Source organism: Diaphorobacter sp. MNS-0 (genome assembly GCF_019602835.1).
GTDB lineage: Bacteria > Pseudomonadota > Gammaproteobacteria > Burkholderiales > Burkholderiaceae_C > Diaphorobacter > Diaphorobacter nitroreducens.
Window position 1 is genome coordinate 3,756,242 of the sequence record NZ_CP080761.1, and the last position, 23,806, is coordinate 3,780,047.

General features: G+C 68.5%; 16 protein-coding genes. 8 read left to right on the top strand and 8 right to left on the bottom strand.

All coding sequences use genetic code 11. The features are described from left to right. Positions 1–68: 68 nt before the first annotated feature. A complete protein-coding gene (locus K2L43_RS17815) occupies positions 69–3,689 on the bottom strand; it encodes an indolepyruvate ferredoxin oxidoreductase family protein (protein WP_220638151.1) in 3,621 nt (1,206 codons plus the stop codon). 176 nt (positions 3,690–3,865) lie between these two features. On the opposite strand from K2L43_RS17815, the gene K2L43_RS17820 reads away from it, so the two are divergent. The 3 genes from K2L43_RS17820 (at position 3,866) to K2L43_RS17830 (ending at position 6,304) form a co-directional block, all read left to right on the top strand. Then, the gene (locus K2L43_RS17820) at positions 3,866–4,372 is read left to right on the top strand and encodes an Lrp/AsnC family transcriptional regulator (protein WP_011807092.1); all 507 of its coding nucleotides are present in this window, start codon (positions 3,866–3,868) and stop codon (positions 4,370–4,372) included. A gap of 301 nt (positions 4,373–4,673) precedes the next feature. After that, positions 4,674–5,531 (top strand): DUF6502 family protein, encoded by an 858-nt coding sequence (locus K2L43_RS17825; protein WP_220638152.1) that lies wholly within the window; start codon positions 4,674–4,676, stop codon positions 5,529–5,531. Next, entirely contained in the window at positions 5,528–6,304 is a 777-nt protein-coding gene (locus tag K2L43_RS17830) for a DUF5666 domain-containing protein (RefSeq protein ID WP_255580485.1), read from the top strand. The genes K2L43_RS17825 and K2L43_RS17830 overlap by 4 nt, the downstream gene beginning before the upstream one ends. A 43-nt stretch (positions 6,305–6,347) precedes the next feature. Here K2L43_RS17830 and K2L43_RS17835 read toward each other — a convergent pair whose 3' ends face one another. Both K2L43_RS17835 and K2L43_RS17840 read right to left on the bottom strand, forming a co-directional pair. Beyond that, positions 6,348–7,349: an IS1595-like element ISCsp2 family transposase gene (locus K2L43_RS17835; protein WP_011805635.1), complete on the bottom strand. Its 1,002-nt coding sequence runs from the start codon at positions 7,347–7,349 to the stop codon at positions 6,348–6,350. Positions 7,350–7,394: 45 nt separating this feature from the next. Continuing rightward, on the bottom strand, positions 7,395–8,396 hold the full coding sequence (locus K2L43_RS17840) for an IS1595-like element ISCsp2 family transposase (RefSeq protein ID WP_011805960.1): 1,002 nt from the start codon (positions 8,394–8,396) through the stop codon (positions 7,395–7,397). A gap of 151 nt (positions 8,397–8,547) precedes the next feature. On the opposite strand from K2L43_RS17840, the gene K2L43_RS19125 reads away from it, so the two are divergent. Together K2L43_RS19125 and K2L43_RS17850 are read left to right on the top strand one after the other, a co-directional pair. Further along, positions 8,548–9,174 carry a DUF5666 domain-containing protein gene (locus K2L43_RS19125; RefSeq protein ID WP_255580608.1) on the top strand — a complete coding sequence of 209 codons (627 nt, stop codon included), beginning with the start codon at positions 8,548–8,550 and terminating at the stop codon, positions 9,172–9,174. After that, positions 9,152–10,861, top strand: a complete 1,710-nt coding sequence (locus K2L43_RS17850; protein ID WP_220638153.1) for an MFS transporter — start codon at positions 9,152–9,154, stop codon at positions 10,859–10,861. Before K2L43_RS19125 ends, K2L43_RS17850 begins: the two co-directional genes overlap by 23 nt. 108 nt (positions 10,862–10,969) lie before the next feature. On the opposite strand, the gene K2L43_RS17855 is transcribed toward K2L43_RS17850, so the two are convergent. Then, positions 10,970–12,178, bottom strand: coding sequence for a murein transglycosylase A (locus tag K2L43_RS17855; protein WP_220638154.1), 1,209 nt, complete (start codon positions 12,176–12,178; stop codon positions 10,970–10,972). On the opposite strand from K2L43_RS17855, the gene K2L43_RS17860 reads away from it, so the two are divergent. Together K2L43_RS17860 and K2L43_RS17865 are read left to right on the top strand one after the other, a co-directional pair. Beyond that, positions 12,111–12,257, top strand: a complete 147-nt coding sequence (locus tag K2L43_RS17860) for a hypothetical protein (RefSeq protein WP_172208921.1) — start codon at positions 12,111–12,113, stop codon at positions 12,255–12,257. The genes K2L43_RS17855 and K2L43_RS17860 overlap by 68 nt on opposite strands. Positions 12,258–12,447: 190 nt before the next feature. Beyond that, positions 12,448–13,098 (top strand): OmpA family protein, encoded by a 651-nt coding sequence (locus K2L43_RS17865; protein WP_220638155.1) that lies wholly within the window; start codon positions 12,448–12,450, stop codon positions 13,096–13,098. An 88-nt stretch (positions 13,099–13,186) separates the two neighbouring features. Here K2L43_RS17865 and K2L43_RS17870 read toward each other — a convergent pair whose 3' ends face one another. From K2L43_RS17870 to K2L43_RS17885, 4 genes are read right to left on the bottom strand one after another with little or no spacing between them, the layout of a single operon-like run. Next, positions 13,187–13,837 (bottom strand): response regulator transcription factor, encoded by a 651-nt coding sequence (locus K2L43_RS17870; protein ID WP_220638156.1) that lies wholly within the window; start codon positions 13,835–13,837, stop codon positions 13,187–13,189. Next, positions 13,837–15,987 (bottom strand): nitrogen regulation protein NR(II), encoded by a 2,151-nt coding sequence (locus tag K2L43_RS17875; RefSeq protein WP_220638157.1) that lies wholly within the window; start codon positions 15,985–15,987, stop codon positions 13,837–13,839. Before K2L43_RS17875 ends, K2L43_RS17870 begins: the two co-directional genes overlap by 1 nt. Further along, a complete protein-coding gene (locus K2L43_RS17880; RefSeq protein ID WP_011807100.1) occupies positions 15,987–16,802 on the bottom strand; it encodes a carbon-nitrogen hydrolase family protein in 816 nt (271 codons plus the stop codon). The genes K2L43_RS17875 and K2L43_RS17880 overlap by 1 nt, the downstream gene beginning before the upstream one ends. Beyond that, entirely contained in the window at positions 16,799–20,917 is a 4,119-nt protein-coding gene (locus tag K2L43_RS17885) for a YhdP family protein (protein WP_220638158.1), read from the bottom strand. Before K2L43_RS17885 ends, K2L43_RS17880 begins: the two co-directional genes overlap by 4 nt. 122 nt (positions 20,918–21,039) lie before the next feature. Between K2L43_RS17885 and glnE the strand changes: the two genes are divergently transcribed. Further along, positions 21,040–23,778 carry a bifunctional [glutamate--ammonia ligase]-adenylyl-L-tyrosine phosphorylase/[glutamate--ammonia-ligase] adenylyltransferase gene (glnE, locus tag K2L43_RS17890; RefSeq protein ID WP_220638159.1) on the top strand — a complete coding sequence of 913 codons (2,739 nt, stop codon included), beginning with the start codon at positions 21,040–21,042 and terminating at the stop codon, positions 23,776–23,778. Positions 23,779–23,806 lie beyond the last annotated feature (28 nt).

The following is a 23,806-nucleotide window of genomic DNA, read 5'->3' on the forward strand; positions in this document are numbered from 1 at the left end:
GCGACGGGCGGGGTCAGAAGGAATAGGCGGGGAAGGAATAGGCGGGCATGACAGGCCCGCCCACCGTCTCAGGCCACTTGGCGGGGCGCACCCGCGTGTGGGGCACGCCAGCGGTCCATGAGCGCGAACCACTTCTTGCGCGCGGCCTGCAGGTGGCGCTCCTTCACATGGCCGTAGCCGCGGATGTCCTCAGGGATACGCGCGATCTCCACCGCCAGCGCCAGGCGCTCGGCCGTCAGGCCCTTCAGCAGTTCCTCGATGCAGGCGCGGTATTCGCGGATCAGCGCGCGCTCGGTCTTGCGTTCCTCGGTCCGACCGAAGACATCGAGCGCCGTGCCGCGCAGTCCCTTCATGCGAGCCAGCACGCCGAAGGCCTTGCGCACCCAGGGCCCGTAGCTTTGCTTGACCAGCTCGCCCTTGTCGTTGTGCTTGGCCAGCAGCGGGGGCGCCAGGTGGTGCACCAGCTTGTAGTCGCCTTCGTACATCGCGGCGATCTTGTCGGTGAACGCCTTGTCGGTGTGCAGCCGTGCCACTTCGTACTCGTCCTTGTAGGCCATCAGCTTGAACAGGTAGCGCGCCACCGCCTCAGTGAGGCGCGTGCCCTGGCCCAGTGAATCCTCGGCCGCGCGCACCTTGTCCACGAAGGCCTGGTACTCGGCCGCATAGGCGGCGTTCTGGTAGCCCGTGAGGAAGTCCACACGCTTGGCGACCATCTCGGCCAAGCCGGGCTTCTTCACGAACTGGATCACCTGCGCGGCCTGGAACAGCGCCTGCACCTCGGCCAGGTTGTGCGCGCAGCGGCGTCCCCATTCGAAGGCGGCCTTGTTGTTCTCCACCTGCACGCCGTTGAGCTCCATGGCGCGCATGAGCGCGGCGTGGGACAGCGGCACGCGGCCCTTTTGCCACGCATAGCCCAGCATCAGCGGGTTGGTGTAGATGCTGTCACCCAGCAACTGGCTGGCCACCTGCTCGGCGTCGAACACACCCAGCAACTCGGCGCCCACGGCCTGTGCGATGGCGGCCTCGCAGCCGTCGGCCGGGAACTGCCAATTGGGGTTGTGCACAAAGGCCGCGGCCGGCGTGCCGTGGCTGTTGAGGGCCACGAATGTGCGCCCCGGCTGCATGGCGGCCAGCGTGGCCTTGTTCGCGGCAACGATGGGGTCGCAGCCGATCACCAGGTCCGCCTTGGCCGTGTCCACCTTGGTGGTGTGGATGGCCTCGGGGCGGTTGGCGATCTGCACATGGCTCCAGGTGGAGCCACCCTTTTGCGCCAGGCCCGCCGCGTCCTGCGTGATGACGCCCTTGCCCTCCAGGTGCGCGGCCATGCCCAGCAGGGACCCGATGGTGATCACGCCCGTGCCGCCCACGCCAGCCACGACGATGCCCCACGCGGCTTCGGCCGCCGGCAGCACCGGCTCGGGGATGGGCGCCATCGTGGACAGGTCGCCCTTCTTCTCCTTCTTGGGTTTCTTGAGCTGGCCGCCCTCGACGGTGACGAAGCTCGGGCAGAAGCCCTTCACGCAGGAATAGTCCTTGTTGCAGGTGCTCTGGTTGATGCGGCGCTTGCGGCCGAACTCGGTCTCCACCGGCTCCACCGACAGGCAGTTGGACTGCACCGAGCAATCGCCGCAGCCCTCGCACACCAGCTCGTTGATGACCACGGTCTTGGCGGGTGTGGCCAGCAGGCCGCGCTTCCTGCGGCGGCGCTTCTCGGTCGCGCAGGTCTGGTCATAGATGATGGCCGTGCAGCCTGCGATCTCGCGAAACTCACGCTGGATGCGGTCCAGCTCGTCGCGGTGGAAGACCTCAATGCCCGGCGGCAGGTCGTTGAGCAGCTCGGGGTGGCCGGCGCGCGCGGCGTTGGCCGGGTGCGTGCGGCCGTGGTACTTCTCGGGCTCGTCCGTCACCACCACCAGCCGGACCACGCCCTCGGCGCGCAGGCTGTGGGCGATCTGCGCCACCGAATGCCCCTCGGGGCGCTCGCCCACCTGCTGGCCGCCGGTCATGGCCACGGCGTCGTTGTAGAGGATCTTGTAGGTGATGTTCGCGCCCGAGGCGATGCTCTGGCGAATCGCCAGCAGGCCGCTGTGGAAGTAGGTGCCGTCGCCCAGGTTGGCGAACACGTGCTTGTCCTTGGTGAACGGCGCCTGGCCCACCCAGGTCACGCCCTCGCCGCCCATCTGCGTGAAGGTGCTCGTGGCGCGGTCGGGCATCCAGTTGGCCATGTAGTGGCAACCAATGCCGGCCACGGCGCGCGAGCCCTCGGGCACGCGGGTGCTGGTGTTGTGCGGGCAGCCGCTGCAGAACCACGGCATGCGCTCGCCGGTGTCGGTCTTCACCTCCAGCAGGCCGCACTCGCGCGCCTCCACCACGGAGATGCGCGCGTCCATGCGCGCCACGATGTCCTCGGGCACGCCCAGCTTCTTCAGGCGTTTGGCGATCGCCTTGGCGATGATGGCCGGCGTCAGGTCGGCCTTGGGCCGCAGCAGCCAGTTCTGGCTGGGATTGGGCATGCTCCATTCGCCGCCGGAGTTGTCACCCTCGATCTCGTCGAACTTGCCCAGCACGTTGGGACGCACGTCGGCGCGCCAGTTGTAGAGCTCTTCCTTGATCTGGTATTCGATGACCTGGCGTTTTTCCTCCACCACCAGGATCTCCTGCAGCCCTTGGGCGAAGTCGCGCGTGATGGTGGCTTCGAGCGGCCACACCACGTTGACCTTGTGCACGCGGATGCCCAGCTGACGGCAGGTGTCGTCGTCCAGGCCCAGGTCCACCAGTGCCTGGCGCGTGTCGTTGTACGCCTTGCCGCTGGCGATGATGCCGAAGCGGTCCTGCGGGCCCTGGATCACGTTGTAGTTGAGCTTGTTGGCGCGGATGTACGCCAGTGCCGCGTACCACTTGTAGTCCATGAGGCGCGCCTCCTGCTCCAGCGGCGCATCGGGCCAGCGGATGTGCAGGCCGCCGGGCGGCATGGTGAAGTCCTCGGGCATGACGATCTTCACGCGGTCGGGGTCCACAGAGATGCTGCTGGACGACTCCACCACCTCCTGGATGGTCTTGAGTCCGGACCACAGGCCCGAGAAGCGGCTCAGGGCAAAGGCGTGCAGCCCCATGTCCAGAATGTCCTGCACGCTGCTGGGGAAGAACACCGGCAGGCCGCAGGCCTTGAAGATGTGGTCGCTCTGGTGTGCCGCCGTGCTGCTCTTGCTGATGTGGTCGTCGCCCGCCACGGCGATCACGCCGCCATGCCGGGCCGTGCCGGCCATGTTGGCATGCTTGAACACGTCGGAGCAACGGTCCACGCCCGGGCCCTTGCCGTACCAGATGCCAAACACGCCGTCGTACTTCTTGGACTGGGGGTAGATGTCCAGTTGCTGCGTGCCCCAGACGGCGGTGGCGGCCAGCTCCTCGTTCACGCCGGGCTGGAAGACCACGTGGTGCTCCGCCAGGTGCTTGCGGGCGCCCCACAGGGCCTGGTCGTAGCCGCCCAGGGGCGAGCCACGGTAGCCGCTCACGAAGCCCGCGGTATTCAGGCCCACGGCGGCATCGCGCTGGCGCTGCAGCATGGGCAGGCGCACGAGGGCCTGCACCCCACTCATGAAAGCGCGGCCGTGGCCCAGCGTGTATTTGTCCTCAAGGGTGACCGTCTCCAGCGCGCGGCGGACGTGTTCGGGCAGCGGGGCATTCATGTCTTGTCTCCGTGGGTTCTGTGATCCGCCGCCTCTGTTGGGCGCGGCGTGCGGGACGGTGCCGTGTGGGCGCCACCCGATCTGCGCAGTGTATGCGCGAGACACCGATATGTGTTTGCTTTGTTTGCCGCGTTTACCCTGATGCGCGAAAGCTTCTTTCTTAAAACAATCCAAAAATGGAAACCTTGGACAAATACGACATCGCCATCCTGCGCGAGCTGCAGGCCGAGGCGCGCCTGACCAACGCCGAGCTGGCGCAACGCGTAGGCCTGTCCGCTGCACCGTGCTGGCGGCGCGTACGCGCCCTGGAGGAAGCGGGCTACATCCGCGGCTATCACGCGGAAATCGACCGCCACAAGATCGGCCTGGGCGTGCTGGCGTTCGTGCGCCTGGACGCCGAGCGCAACACCGGCGACCTGACGCTGGCCATGGAGCAGGCCATTGCCCAGATCCCCGAAGTGGTCTCATGCCACTACATCAGCGGCACCGGTACCTTCGAGCTGCAGGTGGTGGCGCGCGACCTGGACAGCTTCTCGCAGTTCGCACGCACCGTGCTGCTGAACCTGCCCAACGTGAAGGACATGCACACCAGCTTCTCGCTGGGCGAGGTCAAGGCAGGCGGCGCGCTGCCGTTGGCGCACCTGGGCCCGGTGCGGCCCGTGGTGCGTGGCGCCGCAGCGTAGGACCACTCCTAATTCGGTAGCTTGCACCGCTTTCCCCATAAGGGTTTGACCGCATTTTCATTGCAACTGGCGCCCGGGCGCCACGATCCCAGCAACCCGCTGAAGCCGCCCGCGCATCGGGGCGGCTTCGTTCCAGCGAGGTCAGACTCCAGCGCGTTCAGGGAACATGACGCCAACGGCCATCGCGCCTGGCGGTCCTTCTCCTGGTGTCAGGCAGATGGCACACTCGCATTTTTTAGGCACCGCTGGCTGCATGAGCAGTCACACTTAAGCGACGAGCCTCTCGCCCTTTCACCTTCCCATGCAAGACCGCCTGAAATGGACGCAGTCCGCGCTGGTACGAATCCTTCGCCCCGCGGTCAGGCTGGCGTTGGCGATGGGACTGAAGCACGCCCAACTCGAAGAAATCCTGAGGGACCTGCTGCTGGAGGAGGCGCGCCATCTCTGGCGCAGCCAAGGCATTCCCGACCCCAACCTGAGCCAGATCTCGGTCACCACCGGTCTCAATCGCAAGGACGTGACCGCCAGAGTGCGCCAAGTACGCGACCCTTTGCCTGCCACCGAAGGGTCGTCGGCCGCCAAGGCTTTCACGGCCTGGTTGCAGCTTGCCGCCGAGGAGCCCAGCCGGCGCCGCCTTCCTATTGTGGACACCGGCCATGGCCCCTCCTTTGAACTGGTGGCACGTCTCGCCACCCGCGGCGATGTGCACCACAGAACCCTGCTGGAGGAGCTTCAGCGCCTGAATCTGGTCAGGGGGCTGACGGGCGACGGCGAAGGCGAGGTGGAACTGGTGGGCGACGGTTTCATCCCGGCCACCAGCCTGCGGGACATGCTAGCCTTCACCGGGGACAATGTGCGGGACCATCTGCTGGCCGCCGTCAGCAATACCTTGGGGCAGCAGCCCCGGATGCTGGAACGCTCCGTCTATGCCTCGGGCTTGACCGTGTCGGAGTGCGAACGCATCCACCAGTTGGCACGGGAACATTGGGATTCCGTGCATTACCGCCTGGTACGGGAAATGACCCAGGCCCATGCCTCTGCGGCAGGCATGGGAACGGCACGCATGCGCGTAGGCGTGTATGTCTACCATGAGGACGAGCCGCCGGACCTGAAACCGACCACCCGTGCAGGCTCTGCAAAGCGCAGGAAAAAAACATGAGGACTGGGATATACGCGCTGATGACCACGCTGGGGCTGGTGCTCGGAGCCTGTGGAGGCGGCGACGGCGTGGGCTCGGGCGGCACCGGCATCGCCATGTCTTCCGTGGCCATTGGCAGCGTCGACAGCCTCGGCGAATCACCCAGCGGGTCGTACATGGTTGTGAACGGCGTGCGCTTCGATATCAGCCACGCCCAGGTGGAAGTGGAAGGCGTCTCGCAGGAAGACGCCGATGGTCAGCAAAGCCTGAAGAGCGGCCAGAGCACCCTGAAACCTGGCATGACCGTGCAAGTGAACGGCACCCTCGATACCGGATTCAGCACAGGTACGGCCGCGCACGTACTGTCGATACCGGAGCTACGGGGGGCGGTGGATGCCGTGGACGCGGCGCTGGGGCGCATCGAGGTAATGGGTGCGCGGGTATATGTCGATGACGAGACCGTGCTCGACGGGCTGTCCGGCTTGGCCGCCTTGCAAGTCGGCCAGATCGTGCAGGTACATGCGTTGCCCACCAGCAGTGGGCTGATGCGCGCGACCCGGCTGCAGCTGACCACCGCCACGCTCCCCTCGGTACAGCCCGTGCTGTGGGGCAGCGTGCAGGCCCTCGATACGGTGGCCCGCCGGTTCCAGTTGGGCACCATGCAGATCCAGTATGCAGAGGCTGCCTTTCTGAACGGTCTGGAGGCCGGCATGCTGGACAACGGCATGCCGCTGTATGTGCATAAGGGGTATCTATTTAGCTCCAGCAGCCCCATTGATACTGTGATTTCATAAGGGGTATCTATTTAGCTCCAGCAGCCCCATTGATACTGTGATTTCATCCAGCAATGGTATCCGATTGGCTCTCCCCGGTGTTCTTGCTCACGACATCCCCATACGTCACTGGCGGCGTAACCACCGCTTGCTGCAGCAAGCGGTAAAACAGCATCCCGCGTGAGCTGGATGTGCGCCGGTTGAAACGGAACACGAATTCATCGAGATAGGCGTCCAGGTGGTCTGGCTGTACAGAGCCATGATGTGTTCCCAGCACCCAGCGCTGTACCAGTGAGGCGACCCGGTGCACTCCCGCCATGGAGACATGGGCAGGTACGCCTGAGCCGAGCATGACGGTGCGCTGGTGGGTGTAACCCAGTTCTCCCAGAGCGCGGTATGCCGCCGAACCATCCGTGCGTACCTGGGCTCCAGGCTCGACCACCTCCTGCACAAAGGGGATTACGTGGGTGGCGGCGTCTCGGTCAATGCGGCGTAACCGGATGCGCCCAAACCCCTTGGGCTCCACGATCTCCACCGCCATGACCATCAACACTTTGGTGGTGCTGCTCTTGCGCCCTGCAGGGGTGGCGGGATTCTTGCGATCCGTGATGGACAGGTACGTTTCATCCACCTCCACAAGCCCCTTGAGCTTGTCCCGGCCCGGGCGGACCATGGCACGTCGAAACCGGTGCAGCATGGTCCAGGCGGTCTGGTAGCTCCCCAAACCCAATACGCGCTGCAGCCCCAGGGCGCTCACGCCTTGTTTCTGATTGGTCAGGTACCAAGCTGCAGCCAGCCAGACACGCAGCGGTGTGCGCGTCTTGTCAAAGATGGTTCCAGATGTCACTGTGCCTTGGTACTGGCATGAGCGGCACATCAGGCGGGTGCGGCTGGCGCGGTACACATCGCCAGCGTTGCCGCAACGCGGGCAGACGAAGCCTTGGGGCCACCGAAGCTTCTCCAGGAACGCCTGGCAAGCCTCTTCGGTGGCAAACCAGTCAAGAAATTCGTTCCAGGTGCGGGGGTAGTCCCCTCCAGGAGTTGGCGTTAGCATCTGGGTTTCCATCCAGCTATTCTCACGTCACTGGAGCTAAATAGATACCCCTTGATTTCATCCAGCAATGGTATCCGATTGGCTCTCCCCGGTGTTCTTGCTCACGACATCCCCATACGTCACTGGCGGCGTAACCACCGCTTGCTGCAGCAAGCGGTAAAACAGCATCCCGCGTGAGCTGGATGTGCGCCGGTTGAAACGGAACACGAATTCATCGAGATAGGCGTCCAGGTGGTCTGGCTGTACAGAGCCATGATGTGTTCCCAGCACCCAGCGCTGTACCAGTGAGGCGACCCGGTGCACTCCCGCCATGGAGACATGGGCAGGTACGCCTGAGCCGAGCATGACGGTGCGCTGGTGGGTGTAACCCAGTTCTCCCAGAGCGCGGTATGCCGCCGAACCATCCGTGCGTACCTGGGCTCCAGGCTCGACCACCTCCTGCACAAAGGGGATTACGTGGGTGGCGGCGTCTCGGTCAATGCGGCGTAACCGGATGCGCCCAAACCCCTTGGGCTCCACGATCTCCACCGCCATGACCATCAACACTTTGGTGGTGCTGCTCTTGCGCCCTGCAGGGGTGGCGGGATTCTTGCGATCCGTGATGGACAGGTACGTTTCATCCACCTCCACAAGCCCCTTGAGCTTGTCCCGGCCCGGGCGGACCATGGCACGTCGAAACCGGTGCAGCATGGTCCAGGCGGTCTGGTAGCTCCCCAAACCCAATACGCGCTGCAGCCCCAGGGCGCTCACGCCTTGTTTCTGATTGGTCAGGTACCAAGCTGCAGCCAGCCAGACACGCAGCGGTGTGCGCGTCTTGTCAAAGATGGTTCCAGATGTCACTGTGCCTTGGTACTGGCATGAGCGGCACATCAGGCGGGTGCGGCTGGCGCGGTACACATCGCCAGCGTTGCCGCAACGCGGGCAGACGAAGCCTTGGGGCCACCGAAGCTTCTCCAGGAACGCCTGGCAAGCCTCTTCGGTGGCAAACCAGTCAAGAAATTCGTTCCAGGTGCGGGGGTAGTCCCGTCCAGGAGTTGGCGTTAGCATCTGGGTTTCCATCCAGCTATTCTCACGTCACTGGAGCTAAATAGATACCCCTTATGTGCATGCAGCCCAGGCACCGTCCGGCAACGTGCTCGTGGCCCGCGTGCTGCGGCCAGCGCACAGCCTCTCACGCCAGGCAGACGCGCCCGTCGTGCTGGAAGGTGTGGTGACGAACTTCGCCTCTGCACAATCCTTTGCGCTGCAAGGCACGGATATCGATGCCTCGGGCGCGCAAATAACCGGGGGGCGGGCTGATGACATCCGCAACGGCGCAACGCTGGAAGTGGCGGGCCGGATGTCTGCCAACGGCGTGCTGGTCGCGCAGCGGATACGCGTGCGGCAAAGGGCTGTAGTGGACCCTCCATCCGCGTTGCCTCCTCCCGCAAACACCAACGGCAACGGGAACGGGAACGGGAACGGGAATGCTGGGGGCAACGGGAACGGGAATGCCGGGGCAATGGCAATGGGAACGGGAATGCCGGGGGCAATGGCAACGGGAACGCCGGAGGCAACGGCAACGGGAATGCCGGAGGCAATGGCAACGGGAATGCCGGAGGCAACGGCAACGGGAATGCCGGAGGCAATGGCAACGGGAATGCCGGAGGCAATGGCAACGGGAATGCCGGAGGCAACGGCAATGGGAATGCCGGAGGCAACGGCAACGGCAACGGCAACGGCAATTCCAACAGAGGCTGAACACCGTTTCGCACCCGCCGGGATTGCGGCCCCGGCGCAGCAAGCGCGCCGCATTCCCGTCACAATGGCCGCATATGCCGCCCCAGCCCCTCCATGACAGCGGACCGCTGAGTTCATCACCCACACCGCCAGGCCCCGACGCGGCCTCCGCCGCCGCCCACACCGCCGAGGCCGCCGCCACAGCCGAGTTGCGGCACAGCGCGGCGCAGCGTGCGCCGCAGTCGCCCTTCGCGCCGCTGTCGGTGCCGGTGTTCCGCATGCTGTGGCTCACCTGGCTGGCGGCCAACACCTGCATGTGGATGAACGACGTGGCCACGGCCTGGCTGATGACTACGCTGACCGATTCGCCTGCCCTGGTGGCGCTGGTGCAGACGGCCTCGACGCTGCCCGTGTTCCTGCTGGGCCTGCCCAGCGGCGCGCTGGCCGACATCCTGGACCGGCGGCGCTATTTCATGGTCACGCAGTTCTGGGTGGCGGCCGTGGCGGTGGTGCTGTGCGTGGCCATCCTCTGGGGTGGGCTCAACCCCTACCTGCTGCTGGCGCTGACCTTCGCCAACGGCATCGGGCTGGCGATGCGCTGGCCGGTGTTTGCGGCCATCGTGCCGGAGCTGGTGAACCGCCAACAGTTGCCCGCGGCGCTGGCGCTCAATGGCGTGGCCATGAACGCCTCGCGCATCATTGGCCCGCTGGTGGCCGGCGCCATCATCGCCAGCGCGGGCAGCGCCTGGGTGTTCGTGCTGAATGCCGCGCTGTCGCTGGTGGCGGGTTTCACCATCATGCGCTGGCGGCGCCAGCCCATGCCCAACCCGCTGGGGCGCGAGCGCCTGACCAGTGCCATGCGCGTGGGTCTGCAGTTCGTGCGCGAGTCGCCTCCGATGCGCGCCGTGCTGTGGCGCATCTCCATCTTCTTCCTGCATGCCACGGCGCTGCTGGCGCTGCTGCCGTTGGTGGCGCGCGACCTGCAGGGCGGCGGCGCGGGCACCTTCACGCTGCTGCTGGCCTCCATGGGCGCGGGCGCCGTGAGCGCTGCCATGTTCCTGCCGCGCCTGCGCCAGATGATGTCGCTGGACCAGCTGGTGGCGCGCGGCACGCTGCTGCAGGCGCTGGCCACCGCCGTGATCGCCATCGCGCCCAACGTGTACGTGGCGGTGCCGGCCATGCTGGTGGGCGGGGCGGCGTGGATCACCACCGCCAATTCGCTCACGGTGGCCGCACAGCTGGCGCTGCCCAACTGGGTGCGCGCGCGCGGCATGTCCATCTACCAGATGTCCATCATGGGCGCCACGGCCGTGGGCGCGGCGCTGTGGGGGCAGGTCGCCGCACTCTCCAGCGTGCACATGAGCCTGGCATTGGCGGCACTCACCGGGGTGCTGGTGATGGCGCTGGTACAGCGCCTGGTGAGCAACCGCCATGGCGAGGAGGACCTGAGCGCCTCGCGCGCCTTCCAGGCACCGCGGGCCGACAGCCCGCCCGCCGCCGGCCTGCGGCTGGTGGTCAGCATCGAATACTTCATCAACCCCGCGCGGGCGGCGGAATTTCGCGCCGTGATGCAGGAAAGCCGCCGCGCGCGCCTGCGCCAGGGCGCCTTGAGCTGGGAGCTGCAGCACAACATCGCCGACCCGCGCCGCTACGTGGAACGCGTGGTGGACGAATCCTGGACGGAGCACCTGCGGCGCTTTGACCGCGTCACCGCCTCCGACGTGGCGCTGCGCGACCGGCGCTTTGCCTTCCACGTGGGCGACGCGCCACCCGTGGTGTCGCGCTACGTGGTCGAGGGCGAATGAATCACTCCGATATTGATAGCTTTCAGCGCTTGCCTTACGGGCATTTCAGCATTAATTTGTATTGAAAGCGCCATAAATCAAGCGCGAACAGCTTCCAAATCAATAGCACTACCGCGGCCACAACGCCCATAGGCGCAGGCCCTGCTTCAGGCGCCCGGCAATCTCGCCCGCCTCGGCGCCCCAGCCGGTGAAGTAATCCGCGCGCACCGCGCCCAGGATGGCGCTGCCCGTGTCCTGCGCCAGCACCAGGCGCGACAACTGCGCCGTGGGGCCGCTGGAGGCCAGCCACACCGGCGTGCCGTAGGGGATGCTCTGGCGGTCCACGGCGATCGAGCGCCCCGGCGTGAGCGGCACGCCCTGCGCGCCCTTAGGCCCGAAGGCGGCGTCCAGCGCGTCCAGCGGCTCCTCGCGAAAGAACACGTAGCGCGGGTTGGACCACAGCATCTCGTTCACGCGCTGCGGATTGGCCCGCACCCAGGCGGTGATGCCGGGCCAGGTGGCGTCGCGCACCAGGCCCTGGTCCAGCAGCCACTTGCCCACGCTCTTGTACGGCTGGTCGTTGGTGCCCGCGAAGGCCAGGCGCACCAGGCGCACGCTGCCGTCCGCCTCCTGCACGCGCAGCCGGCCCGAGCCCTGGATGTGCAGCACCATGGCTTCCACCGGGTCGCGCACCCAGGCGATCGCGCGGCCGGCCAGGGCGGCCTGGGCCTGCGGCAGGGTGTCGATCTGCTGGCGCGTGTACCAGGGCTTGCGCGCCGCCAGATCGGCCGGGGGTGCATACAAAGGCACGCTGAAGCCGTTGCCCGGTTGGCGCGCGGCGTCCAGATAGGGCTCAAAGTAGCCCGTGAGCAGGCCGTCGGCCGCTCCGTCCAGCGACTCGACGCGGTAGGGCTGCAGGCGCTGCATCATCCAGCCGCGCTGCTCCTCGGGCGACGCGATGCTCAGGCGGCGCACATCGCCGCACAGCGGCGCGAACGCCGGCGCGGGGCGCTCGCAGCTGCGCAGCCAGGCGTTCCAGGCCTCGTGCAGCGCATCGCCCTCAAACCCCGGCAACTCGCCCCAGCCCACGGGCACCCAGCGGCTCTTGGACTGCGTGAGCGTGCCCGGCACAGGCACCGGTACAGTGGGCGCGGCGGGCGGCTGCACGGACGGCACGCTGGGCGCCACGGGCGCCGGAGGACGGGTGGAGCACGCGGCCAGCGTTCCTACAATCAGCGCCGATACCACCAGGCGCAGGAGACGAAGATTCATGGGGCTGATTTTGCTTGAAGCATTGCTTGCACTGGTGCTCCTCGTGGGCATTGTCTGGTGGACCATGTTCAGCGGCCGCAAGGGCGGCGAGCCGCCAGCGGCCCCCAGCGAGCCCCCACGGGGCGACGCCCCGCCGCACGACTGAGAGCGCTCGCGGATTCTGGCCGGGAATGAGCGCGGCCCATTGAACGCAGGCCCATCGGCCACGGGTCGCGCACGCGCGTTGCGCCGCGTCCTACAGACGAGGCACCGCTGGATTGCTACGCTGCTCGCACTGGCCCAGCCGCCCGCTCGAGGGCTGCGAGCCGACCGAGCAACAACAAAGGAGTTCTCTCATGCGCAAACCTCTCCTCATCGGCAGTCTCGCGGTGGTCATGCTGGCCACGGGCTGTGCCAACATGACCGACACCCAGCGCCGCACCGTCACCGGCGCCGGCGTGGGTGCGCTGGGCGGCGCAGCCATCGGCGCCATGACGGGCGGTCATGCGGCGCAGGGCGCCGTGATCGGCGCGGGCGTGGGCGCCCTGGGCACCTACATCTGGTCCCAGCACATGGAGCGCCAAAAGCAAGACATGCAGGCCGCCACCCAGGGCACCGGTGTGACGGTGACGCAGACGCCGGACAACCAACTCAAGCTGGACATCCCGAGCGATATCTCGTTCGCCACCAACCGTTCGGACATCCAGCCCAACTTCCGCCCCATTCTGGACCGCTTTGCCGAGGGCCTGCGCAACAATCCGAACACCGAGGTGCGCATCGTCGGCCACACCGACTCCACCGGCAGCGATGCGATCAACAACCCGTTGTCGCTGGACCGCGCCGAGAGCACGCGCAACTACCTCACGGCGCGTGGCGTGAACGGCAACCGCATCCACGTGGAAGGCCGTGGCTCGCGTGAACCTGTGGCCTCCAACGACACCTCCGACGGGCGCGCCCGCAACCGCCGCGTGGAGATTTATGTGGGTGAGCGCCAGGGCCGCGGCTGATCTGCGGCGGGCCGTCGGCGCGGCAATCCTGCCCGCCGACGATGTGAAGACGAAGACGACGCGCGCCCGCAAGGGCCCGCGTCTTTTTTTACGCCGGTGGCGCGGCGCGCAGCAGGTTGGCAAGCTCCACCGCCGACTTGACCTGCATCTTGTCGAACACGCGCGCGCGGTGCACCTCCACCGTGCGCACGCTGATGTCGAGCTGATCGGCGATGAGCTTGTTGGGCAGGCCTTCGACCACCAGCCGCATCACATCGCGCTCGCGGTCGGTCAGGTCGGACAGCCGGTCCTGCAGTTCGTGGCGCGCGCGGCAGGCCTCGATGTGCCGGGCCGACAGCTCCAGCGCTGCTTGTATGCGGTCCACGAGCTGATTGTCGGAAAACGGCTTCTCGCAGAAGTCGAACGCGCCGCGCTTGACCGTGGCCACGGCGGTGGGCACGTCGGCGTGGCCCGTGAGGAAGATCACCGGCATGCCCGCGGTGTCGCCGCGCTCCACCATCTTGTCGAACAGCGCCAGGCCGCTCATGCCGCCCGGCATGCGCACGTCCAGCAGCAGGCAGCAGGGCTGGCGCTGCATGAGGCCGCTGGCGTTGCGCTCGACCAGCATGGTCTCGAACGCTTCGGCGCTGGCGAACGCCTCGCTGAGCACGCGGCGCGAGCGCAGCAGCCAAGCCAGCGCCTCGCGCACCTCGGCGTCGTCGTCCACGATGTACACAGTGGCGTTGGAGGCGGGTTCCATCAGGGGTCGGCTTTCTGAAATGCGGGCAGGGTGAAAGTGAATACCGTACCACGCGGCTCACGCGCCGCATGGTCCAGAAAGCCCCCATGCTGCTCCACCACGGTGCGGCACAGGCTCAGCCCCAGGCCCATGCCTTCGACGCGCGTGGTGTAGAACGGCGTGAACAGGCGCTCGGCCACGTCCTCGGGAATGCCCATGCCCATGTCGGCCACCGAGAACTCCAGCCAGCTGTTGGACGCATTGGAGGCCGCGCGCCGCACCCGCAGGTCGAGGATGCGCGGATGGATCTGCGGGTCGTCCATGGACTGCATGGCGTTGCGCGTGAGGTTCAACAGCACCTGCTCGACCATGGTGCGGTCGCACAGCGCGGGCGGCAGGCCGTCCTCGATCGACAGCACCACGCGCACGCCCAGCTTGCGCGCCTGCAGCCGGATGATGGGCAGCACCGCATCGAACAGGTCCTGCGCGGTGACCGGCTCGCGGGTCTGGTCGCGGCGCCGCACGAAGTCGTGCACGCTCTTGATCACGCGGCCCGCGCGCTCGGCCTGCGCTGCAATGCGCTGCACGCCCACGCGCACGTCCTGCAGGTCCTGGGGCGACGGCAACTCGGCGCCCGGCGCCGGCTCCAGCAGGTTCAGCGAGCCGTTGGCATAGCTGGAGATGGCCGCCAGCGGCTGGTTCAGTTCATGGCTCAGCAGCGATGCCATCTCCCCCACCGTGGCCAGGCGTGCCGTGGCCTGCAGGCGCTCCTGCGAGGTGCGCGACAGCTCCTCCACGCGCCGCTGCTCGCTCACGTCGAGAAACGAGCCCATCCACCCCGTGTGCAGGCCCTGTGCGTTGATCAACGGCGCTTCGTAGATCATGACGGGAAAGCGTGTGCCGTCCCTGCGCATGAAGGTGGACTCGTACCCTTCGCGCGGCGGGTCGAGCCGGCCCGACATGCGCACCACCTGCCGCTCCGCATATTCCTGCGCGTGCTCGGGCGGCCAGTAGGGCAGCGGCGACGTCTGGCCCACCAGCTCGGATGCGGGAAAGCCCACCATGTCGCAGAACGCCGGGTTCACATAGGTGATGCGGCCGTTGAGGTCGCGCGCACGCAGCCCCGTGACCAGCGAGTCCTCCATCGCCTTGCGAAAAGCCAGCGCGTCGCCCAGGTCGCGCTCGGCGCGCAGGCGGCGCCGGTTGTCGCGCACCAGCACCACCAGCACCGACACCAGCGCGATCGACATGGCCGTGACCAGGGCCGTGAGGACGTTGGGAAACACGCTGGGCGCGGCGTGCCAGCCGTCCATGCGCAGCACCAAGGTGTTGCCCGGCAGGTCGAACAGCTGCTGCGCCGTGAACATGCGCGAGCCGCGGCGCAGCGCGCCCACCAGCGCCAGCCGCGTGCCGTCGGCCTCGGTGAACGACACCTCCTGCGTGCGCTGCAGGCTGGGCGCCACCAAGTCCTGCAGCACGGTCTGCAGCGCGTAGGTGGCCACCAGGAAGCCGCGCACGCGTCCGTCCTGGATCAACGGCAGGCAGACCTCCATCATCTCGGCGCCCATGCCGTCGGGCAGGGGCTGGAAATAGCTGCTGGAGTACGACGGGCCGGTGATGCGCCGGGCGTTGGTACAGGCCAGCATGGTCTCCGAATGCGTGCCGCTGCGCGTGGTGGCGTCCCACGGCAGGGGGCGATAGGGCGACTCCGCATGTGCGCGCAGCAGCAGCTGCGTGTCCCGCCATTCGATGCGCACCAGCTCGCGGCGCGTGCTCAGCAGCTCGGCAGCGCGCGCCTCCCACGTGGCCAGGTCGGGGTCGCCCGCCTGCAGCGCCTGCAGGTTCTGCAGGTTGTGCGCGAAGGCGTTGCGGATGTCGGCCACGGCGTCGGCAGTGTCGCGTTCCAGGCGGCTTTGCACCTGGCTGGCCTCGTAGCGGCCAGCCAGCCATACCTGGGTGACCAGCATGCCCGCCACCAGCGCCACCAGCAGCGTCCACAGGGACCAGCGCCGCCACGCACCCACCCAGCGGCGCCACCGGCGGGGTACCTTGTCCTGGAGCCCGTCTTCTGGCGCCGAAGGGGGCAGCAGCGACTGCGGGCCCTGCTGCGGGCCCGCAGCACCCCTGTCCCGTCCGCCCGCCGGTCCGCCGTGCTCCACGGTGCCGCCCATCAGAGCACGCAATGCTCAAGCGCCGGCAGCTGGCGGCGCACCTGGCGCAGATGCGCCGCATCCAGCGTACCCAGGACCACGCCCGCGCCCTCGGGCTGCTGGGCCAGCACGCTGCCCCAGGGGTCCACCAGCATGCTGTGGCCCCAGGTGCGCCGGCCGTTCTCGTGCGTTCCGCCCTGCGCCGGCGCCAGCACATAGGCCAGGTTCTCCACGGCGCGCGCACGCAGCAGCACCTCCCAGTGGGCCCGGCCGGTGGTGTAGGTGAAGGCGCTGGGCACCAGCAGCAGGTCGGCACCCGCGCGCGCGTGCTGGCGGTACAGCTCGGGGAAGCGCAGGTCGTAGCACACCGACAACCCCACGCGCCACACGTTGCCATCCCGCGCCGGCAAGGCAAAGCGCACGCTCTCGCGCCCGGCCTGGATCACGCGCGCCTCATCGAAGCATTCAGTGCCGTTGTCGAAGCGGAACAGGTGGATCTTGTCGTAACGCGCCACGCAGTCGCCCGCGGGCGAGAACACCAGCGTGGTGTTGTGCACGCGCTCTTCGCTGTCGCACACCAGCGGCAGCGTGCCGCCCACCACCCACAGGCCCAGCTCGCGCGCCGCTTGCGCCAGAAACCGCTGGACCACGCCGTCGCCCATGGTTTCGCGCAGCGCCAGCTTGTCCGCATCGGCCAAGCCCATGGCGCAGAAATACTCGGGCAGCACCGCCAGCTCCGCGCCCGCCTGCGCCGCCTGCTCCAGCAGATGGCGCGCCTGCGCCAGGTTGGCCTGCAGCGCGACGCCAGAGACCATTTGCAAGGCTGCGACTTTCATGGTTTGTCTCCTGATGCCGGTGGAACGGTAGGGCTCGCTGCGCCTTCCGGCGCAGCGCTCTTGCGGCGCTGGATGCGATCCACACGCGGTTCTGACCAGGTGCCGTCGATGCGGAATTCCTGCGTGGCGGCCTGGATCAGCGGGCCGCGCAGGAAAACCTGCGCGAGGAAACTGCCCAGGCCGATGACGGGGTTGATCGCCGTGGCCACGAGGGAAGCCGTCATGGCGTTGATTTCGGGCACGACCACCACGTGCAGGTCCTGCGTCTCGCGTTCGATGTCGGCGCTGCCTTCCATGAGCACGGCGGCATTCACGCCCTTCATCTGCAGATTGTTGGTGGTGGCCACACCGTTCTCGATGCGCATGTCGCCACGCACGAAGTCGAATGCGAAGCCTTCGCTGAACACGTCGCGGAAGTCCAACGCGAAGCGCCGCGGCAGGGATTGCAGGCTCAACACGCTCAGCAGCTTGGCCAGTCCTGGTTCGGCCTGGAGGAACTGGCCTGCCTCCACGTTCACATTCATCTGGCCGCTCATGGTGCGGTAGTCGGGTGACAACGGCGAGCCCAGCCAACCCACCTGGCCCCCGATGCGTCCCTTGCCGTGGCGCACCACGCCATCCATGCCAAAGCGTGCCAGCAAGGCGCCGCAATCGCGGATGTCCAGCTCGAAATCCATCACCGTGCGCCGTTGCGCCTGCGCCCCGCTGCCCACCAGCGCCCAGTGGCCCTGCGAGGTCAGCACGGCCTCGGGGGCGGTCAGATTGAACTTGGACAGGCGCCACTCGCGCTGGCCGCCCTCCGTGCCGCGGTTGCGGGCCTCGATCTCGATGCGCCCCAGGCGCCGTCCGCGCAACTCGAAATCCTCCACCACGATGTCCAGCGCCGGCAGCGTGCCCGGTTCGCGCGCATCGAGCAGCGCGTTGACCTGCGTCTCGGCCATCTGCGGAATGGCCAGCCGCGCCAGCCGGGCGTGCAGCAGACCCTGGGCCGCATCGGCACGCGGCGCGGACGCACCGGCAGGGCGGTACTCCAGGTACCCGTCCAGCTCATCGGCATCCACGTTGGCACGCCACACGGCGCCCTGCCGCGACGCCCCCACCACCACGTCGTGCAGCGTGCGCCCATGCAGCGTGAGCGTGGCGGCACGCACGGCCAGGCTGGTGGGCAGGTAATCGGTGGTCAGCGCCTCCCCGGAGGGCGCGGGTGCCGGCACTACTGCCTGTGCCTGTGCCGACGGTGCCGAGGGCTCTTGCAACAGCGCCGTCCACGCATCCACGTCCAGCGCACCCAACACGGCGTGTGCCGCGACACCCTGGACGGGAGGCGCGGGCATCTGCGCCGGCGGCACGCCGATGGCGAGCGCGCCGCGCAGCACGCGCGCCTGCGGCCCGTCCAGTGCGCGCAGGTAGTTGAGCCTGCCCACGTCGCCCAACTCCAGCGTCAATTCGTCCTGCAAGGGCGCGGTATCCGAGGCTGCGGCCTCGGGCGTCAAGCGGTTCTCGAAGCGCACGGGCAACGGGGCCTGCGCTGCCTTGCCCAGTGGCGCGGGCGCCGTCAGCGAAAGACCGACGAGGTCGCTGGCCACCTGCAGTTCGGCCACTCCCCGCCGCACCCCCACGGCCACCGTGTAGGCGGCGCTGCCACTGGCGCCGCGCACCAGCCGCGACACCAGGCCCAGCTGCTGTGCCTCGCGCAGACCCTGGGCGGTGGCTGTGCCGCGCGCACGCACGCGCACCGAGGACTCTCCAGCCCCCGCCGGCGCCGCATTCATGCCGCCTTCCAGCCGTACCTCGCCCCCCAGGGCGCGTCCCTGCACGCCAACCAGCGTGAAACCGCTCTGGCTGAACTGCACCACGCCCCGGGCCGCGTTCACCAGGGGCGCCTCGGGCACAAAGTGCACGTCGTTGCCCGCCAGGGTGACGCTGCCGCGCACGGTGGACTGGTCAATACGGCTGATGGGCAGCGTCAGGCCCAGCTGCAGTTCGGCCACGCCGGTGGCGGCGGCCCGGTCCAGCGCCCCCTGCGTAAGCCGGGAGATGGGCGAGGCGCTCACCAGCGCCAGCATGTCGGGCAGCGGGCCGCGCACGTCGGCCCCGACCACCACTTCGGTGTGCTGCAGGTCCGCGATCTTCGCGTTCACTTTCTGCACCCGCAGCGCGGGATACCCGGCAAAGCGCCCCGTGGCGTTGCGCACTTCCATGCCCGCGCGGTCAAACACTAGCTCCCCCGACAGTGCCGTGAGAGCCGGCCAGGGCCGGTCGCCCGCGTGCAACAGCGCCGGTGGCACATAGCCGTACGTCACGTCCTTGACACGCGCTGCGATGTGGAATTCGCCCTCGCGCGGAACATGGCCATAGGGAAAGTCGTGCAGGTCGCCCTTCACGCGGAACTGCACCTGGCTGGCGGTCCCCGCAAGGATGGCGTCGCGCACATAGTGCCGCGACTCCGCTGGCACGGTGAGCGGCAGGTAGCGATGCACGCGCGTGCCATCGGCCCGCGACAGCGTGCCCGAAAGGTCCAGCACTCCCGGAAAGCGCGCGCGCGCAGGCGACGCCGCAGGGTCGCCCGTGTGCCAGCTCAGCCGCGCCTCGCCCTGGGCGTCCGCATTGGCAAAGCGCAGCTGGCTGGTCTGGACCGCGATGCGCTCGCCCTCGATCTGCCAGCGCACCCCCGCTTCCAGCCGCTGCACGGGCACCACGGGCTCCTCAAACACGCCGGGCAGGCGCAGCGTCCCGTCGGCCATGGCCAACTCGGCCTGCCCACCCGCCTGGGTGAGATCGAAAGACACCTGCGCACCACTGAGGCCGGCGACGGTAGGCACGGCGTCGTCCGCCGCCAGCGCCAACCCTGCGACCTTGCCGCGAACCTGGTACTTCTGCGGCTGCGCCAGCGGCCCTTGCCATTCGGCCCGCAACTGCTCCACCAGACCACGCGGCGCATAGTCGCGCACCGCGCCGTGCACGGTGTCGCCCAGCGGCAGCCGGCTCGCGATCTGCGCCAGGGCAGCCAGGTCCAGCCGGTCGGCCTGCAGTTCGCCACGCTCTCGGCCTGCCTGGCCCTGTCCGCTGTGGCGCAGCGCCAGATTGCCGCCGGGCCAGCGCAGGCCATCGTCGGCCACGAACTGCAGATTCTGGGTGGACATCTCAAAGCCGTCGTCCAGCCAGCGACCGCCCACCCGCCCCGTCACCGTGCGCAGTGCCAGTGGGCGCAGGTTCTTGCCCAGGGTAGCGTTGACCTCGTCGAGTGCCATGTCCACCGTGCCGCCGCCGATCTGGCCGCGCTGCACATCCACCCACGCGCGCACGGCGCCCCGGCCCTGCGCGACCTGCAGCCCCTCCAGATCGGCGTGCCGGTGCAGGCGCGACACGTCCACGCGCGGGAAGTGGGCGAACAGCTCGCCGCTCCAGCGCTGCCAGTCGCCGCTGTGCGTGGACAGCAGCGGCTGGCGGAACTGGCCGCGCAAGGTAAAGGGTGCGCCCCATTCGGCGGGCGGCGTGGCGTCCAGGCGCACCTGGTGGCGGCGCGCGCTGTTGCGCAGCACCACGCTCACCTCGGTGAGCGCCAGCGGCTCGGCGCCACGCTGCTCGTCGGTCCAGCGCAGCGTGCCGGCGCGAATCGCCACCTCGGCCTGGGAGAACAGCCAGTCGGCCGCCGCACTGTCGCCCTCGGCGCTGTCGCGGAAGGCCAGGCCCGCGATGACGATGCGCCCGTCGCGCTCGCGGCGCATGTCCAGCTCGGGGCCTTCGATATAGATCTGCTCGAACCCAAAGCGCAGCAGCGAGCGCGGCGACAGCGCCACCATCACGCGCGGCAGGCGCAGCGCCTCGCGTCCCTGGGCGTCCAGCAGGGCCACGTCCTTCAGCTCCACCGAGGGGATCAGCCCCTCGCTGCGCGCGCTGATGGAATGGATGCGCACAGGTACCCCCAGTGCCCGTTGGGCCTGCTGTTCCAGCTGCGGACGGAAGTCGCCGATACGCGGCACAATCCAGCCATGCAGCCCCCCCCAGGCGGCCGCCAGCAGCAACCAGAAGGTCACCAAGGCGACCAATCCCCATCGCGCACAGCCCGCCACGAGTTTGAGAAGGCGGGAGGGATGGGGCGGAGACTCTGTCATGGCGGGCGAAACGATGGCAGGAATTATGACCCGCACATCCCCTGAGGGTTCAGCACCCCACGGTGTCGTTATGTACGGCCGCGCCCCGGCGTGGCCCGCGAGCGCACCGAGCAGCCCTTGCCATGCAGATGCCTTCGACTGATCCCGTGACCGCCGGCAGCCCGCCGTCGGAATATTCGCGCTTCCACCAGCGCCTGCACCGCCGCTACCAGGCCGAGCTGGCGCTGCTGCCACCGGGCGTGCCCACCCGCGAGACCATGGCCCAGGCCTGCGACGCCCTGCTGGCGCGCGGCCACGACCTGGGCGCGGCGCTGCGCATCCTGCGCCAACTGGTGATGGAGCGGCTGATCACGCTGGACTGCGACCAGGCCGCACCGCTGTCCGACATCACCCTGGCCGTGACCCGGCTGGCAGAGTTGGCACTGGACCGCGCCTGCCGGCACGCCCGCGCCGAGCTGGACGCGCGCCACGGTGCGCCGCTGGGGCCCCAGGGCCAGCCCGTGCAGCTGTGGATCGTGGGCATGGGCAAGCTCGGCGCGCGCGAGCTGAACGTCTCCAGCGACATCGACCTGATCTACGTCTACGAACACGAGGGCGAAACCGCCGGCCAGCCCGACGGGCGCGGCAAGCTCTCCAACCACGAATACTTCGCCCGCGCGGTCAAGGCCATCTACAGCCTGCTGGGCGACACCACCGAGCACGGCTTCGTGTTCCGCGTGGACCTGGCCCTGCGCCCGCACGGCAACTCGGGGCCACCGGCCGTGTCGCTGGCGTCGCTGGAGGAATACCTGCTGGTGCATGGCCGCGAATGGGAACGCTTTGCCTGGCTCAAGAGCCGCGTGGTGGCGCCGCTGGACTGCCTGGGCATGCCGAACGTGCAGGCGCTGCGCGGCGTGGTGCTGCCCTTCGTCTTCCGCCGCTACCTGGACTACAGCGTGTTCGACGCACTGCGTTCGCTGCACCGCCAGATCCGCGACCATGCCGCCAAGCGCAGCGCCGGCCACCCCGAGCGCGCCAACGACGTGAAGCTCTCGCGCGGCGGCATCCGCGAGATCGAGTTCACCGTACAGCTGCTGCAGGTGGTGCGCGGCGGCCAGTTCCCCGAACTGCGCTGCCGCCCCACGCTGGAGGCCCTGGAACGCCTGGCCCGCGCCGGCCTCATGCCGCAGGAGACGGCCGAGCAGCTGGCGGCCGCCTATACCTTCCTGCGCCGCGTGGAGCACCGCATCCAGTACCTGGACGACCAGCAGACCCATGTGCTGCCCACGCGCGACGATGATCTGGCCTGGATCGCACGCACCCTGGGCCTGAACTGCTGCGACTTCCTGCGCGCGCTGGACACGCACCGCGAACTGGTGGCCCAGGAGTTCGACATCCTGCTCGGCGGCACGGGCCACAAGCAATGCAGCAATGGCGGATGCGGCGGCCCGCGCGCCGCAGCGGCTGCGTCGCCCGCCCCCGACCTGGAGGCGCTGCTGGAGCAACTGCCCGCCAAGGTGCGCGAGCGCGTGGCCGAGTGGCGCACCCATCCGCGCGTGCAGGGGCTGCGCGATGAGGCGCGCGCACGGCTGTTTCGCATCGTGCAACGCACCGGGCGCTGGCTGGCCGAGGGCCAGGTCAACGAGGACGCCGCGGTGCGCCTGGTGGGCTGGCTGGAGCCACTGCTGCGCCGCGAGAGCTACCTGGCGCTGCTGCTGGAGCGCCCCTCGGTGCACGAGCATCTGCTGCACCTGCTGGGCGCGGCCAAGTGGCCCGCGCGCTACATGCTGCAGCACCCCGGGGTGATCGACGAGCTGGCGGGCGACGCCCTGCTGTCCGAGCGCTTCGTGCCCGCCGACTTCGAACGCGAACTGGGACTGCGCCTGGCCGCGCTGCAGTCCACGGGCGAGGACGACGACGAGAACCTGCTCGACCTGCTGCGCCGCGCCCACCATGCCGAGACCTTCCGCACGCTGGCGCGCGACGTGGAGCGGCGCATCACCGTGGAGCAGGTGGCGGACGACCTGTCCGCGCTGGCCGACAGCGTGCTGCGCGTCACGGCCGAGTGGTGCTGGGGCCGGCTGCGCAACCGCCACCGTGAGCAGCCGCAGTTCGCCGTCATTGGCTACGGCAAGCTGGGGGGCAAGGAACTGGGCTACGGCAGCGACCTGGACATCGTCTTCGTGTTCGACGACGACGACGAGCGTGCCCCCGAGGTCTACGCCGCCTTCGCGCGCAAGCTCATCAACTGGCTCACCGTGAAGACCGGCGAGGGCGACCTGTTCGAGATCGACACCGCCCTGCGGCCCAACGGCAATTCGGGCCTGCTGGTGACCAGCTTCCAGGCCTATGCCGACTACCAGCAGCAGCGCGGCAGCAACACCGCCTGGACCTGGGAGCACCAGGCCATGACGCGCGCGCGCTTCGTGCTGGGCAGCGAAGGCCTGCACGCGCGCTTCGACGCCGTGCGCCAGGCCGTGATCACCGCGCCGCGGGATGCCGCCGCGCTGCGCAGCGAGATCGTCGCCATGCGCGAGCGCGTGCGCAGCGCCCACCCGGCGCCTGCGGACCAGTTCGACGTGAAGCACAGCCCCGGCGGCATGGTGGATGCCGAGTTCGCCGTGCAGTACCTGGTGCTGGCGCACTCCGCGGCGCACCCCGAGCTGCAGGGCAACGTGGGCAACATCGCGCTGCTGCAGCGCGCCGAGGCCGCCGGCCTGTTGCCTGCGGGCGTGGGCCGCGCCGCCGCCGACGCCTACCGCACGCTGCGCCACGTGCAGCACCGCGCGCGGCTCAACGAAGAGCCCACCCGCGTGCCGCCCGAGACGTTGGCCGCCGAGCAAGGCGCCGTGCGCGCGCTGTGGCGCGCCGTGTTCGGCTGAGTCGGCTACGGCATTTAGCTATATTTTT

Bases quoted from the DNA above. Each gene is read 5' to 3' on its own strand.
- K2L43_RS17840 (WP_011805960.1), bottom strand. From the start codon at position 8,396: ATGGAAACCCAGATGCTAACGCCAACTCCTGGACGGGACTACCCCCGC.
- K2L43_RS17870 (WP_220638156.1), bottom strand. From the start codon at position 13,837: ATGGAACCCGCCTCCAACGCCACTGTGTACATCGTGGACGACGACGCC.
- K2L43_RS17880 (WP_011807100.1), bottom strand. From the start codon at position 16,802: ATGAAAGTCGCAGCCTTGCAAATGGTCTCTGGCGTCGCGCTGCAGGCC.
- K2L43_RS17820 (WP_011807092.1), top strand. From the start codon at position 3,866: ATGGAAACCTTGGACAAATACGACATCGCCATCCTGCGCGAGCTGCAG.
- K2L43_RS17885 (WP_220638158.1), bottom strand. From the start codon at position 20,917: ATGACAGAGTCTCCGCCCCATCCCTCCCGCCTTCTCAAACTCGTGGCG.
- K2L43_RS17825 (WP_220638152.1), top strand. From the start codon at position 4,674: ATGCAAGACCGCCTGAAATGGACGCAGTCCGCGCTGGTACGAATCCTT.
- K2L43_RS17850 (WP_220638153.1), top strand. From the start codon at position 9,152: ATGCCGCCCCAGCCCCTCCATGACAGCGGACCGCTGAGTTCATCACCC.
- K2L43_RS17835 (WP_011805635.1), bottom strand. From the start codon at position 7,349: ATGGAAACCCAGATGCTAACGCCAACTCCTGGAGGGGACTACCCCCGC.
- K2L43_RS17865 (WP_220638155.1), top strand. From the start codon at position 12,448: ATGCGCAAACCTCTCCTCATCGGCAGTCTCGCGGTGGTCATGCTGGCC.
- K2L43_RS17815 (WP_220638151.1), bottom strand. From the start codon at position 3,689: ATGAATGCCCCGCTGCCCGAACACGTCCGCCGCGCGCTGGAGACGGTC.
- glnE (WP_220638159.1), top strand. From the start codon at position 21,040: ATGCAGATGCCTTCGACTGATCCCGTGACCGCCGGCAGCCCGCCGTCG.
- K2L43_RS17855 (WP_220638154.1), bottom strand. From the start codon at position 12,178: ATGGTCCACCAGACAATGCCCACGAGGAGCACCAGTGCAAGCAATGCT.
- K2L43_RS17860 (WP_172208921.1), top strand. From the start codon at position 12,111: ATGGGGCTGATTTTGCTTGAAGCATTGCTTGCACTGGTGCTCCTCGTG.
- K2L43_RS17830 (WP_255580485.1), top strand. From the start codon at position 5,528: ATGAGGACTGGGATATACGCGCTGATGACCACGCTGGGGCTGGTGCTC.
- K2L43_RS17875 (WP_220638157.1), bottom strand. From the start codon at position 15,987: ATGGGCGGCACCGTGGAGCACGGCGGACCGGCGGGCGGACGGGACAGG.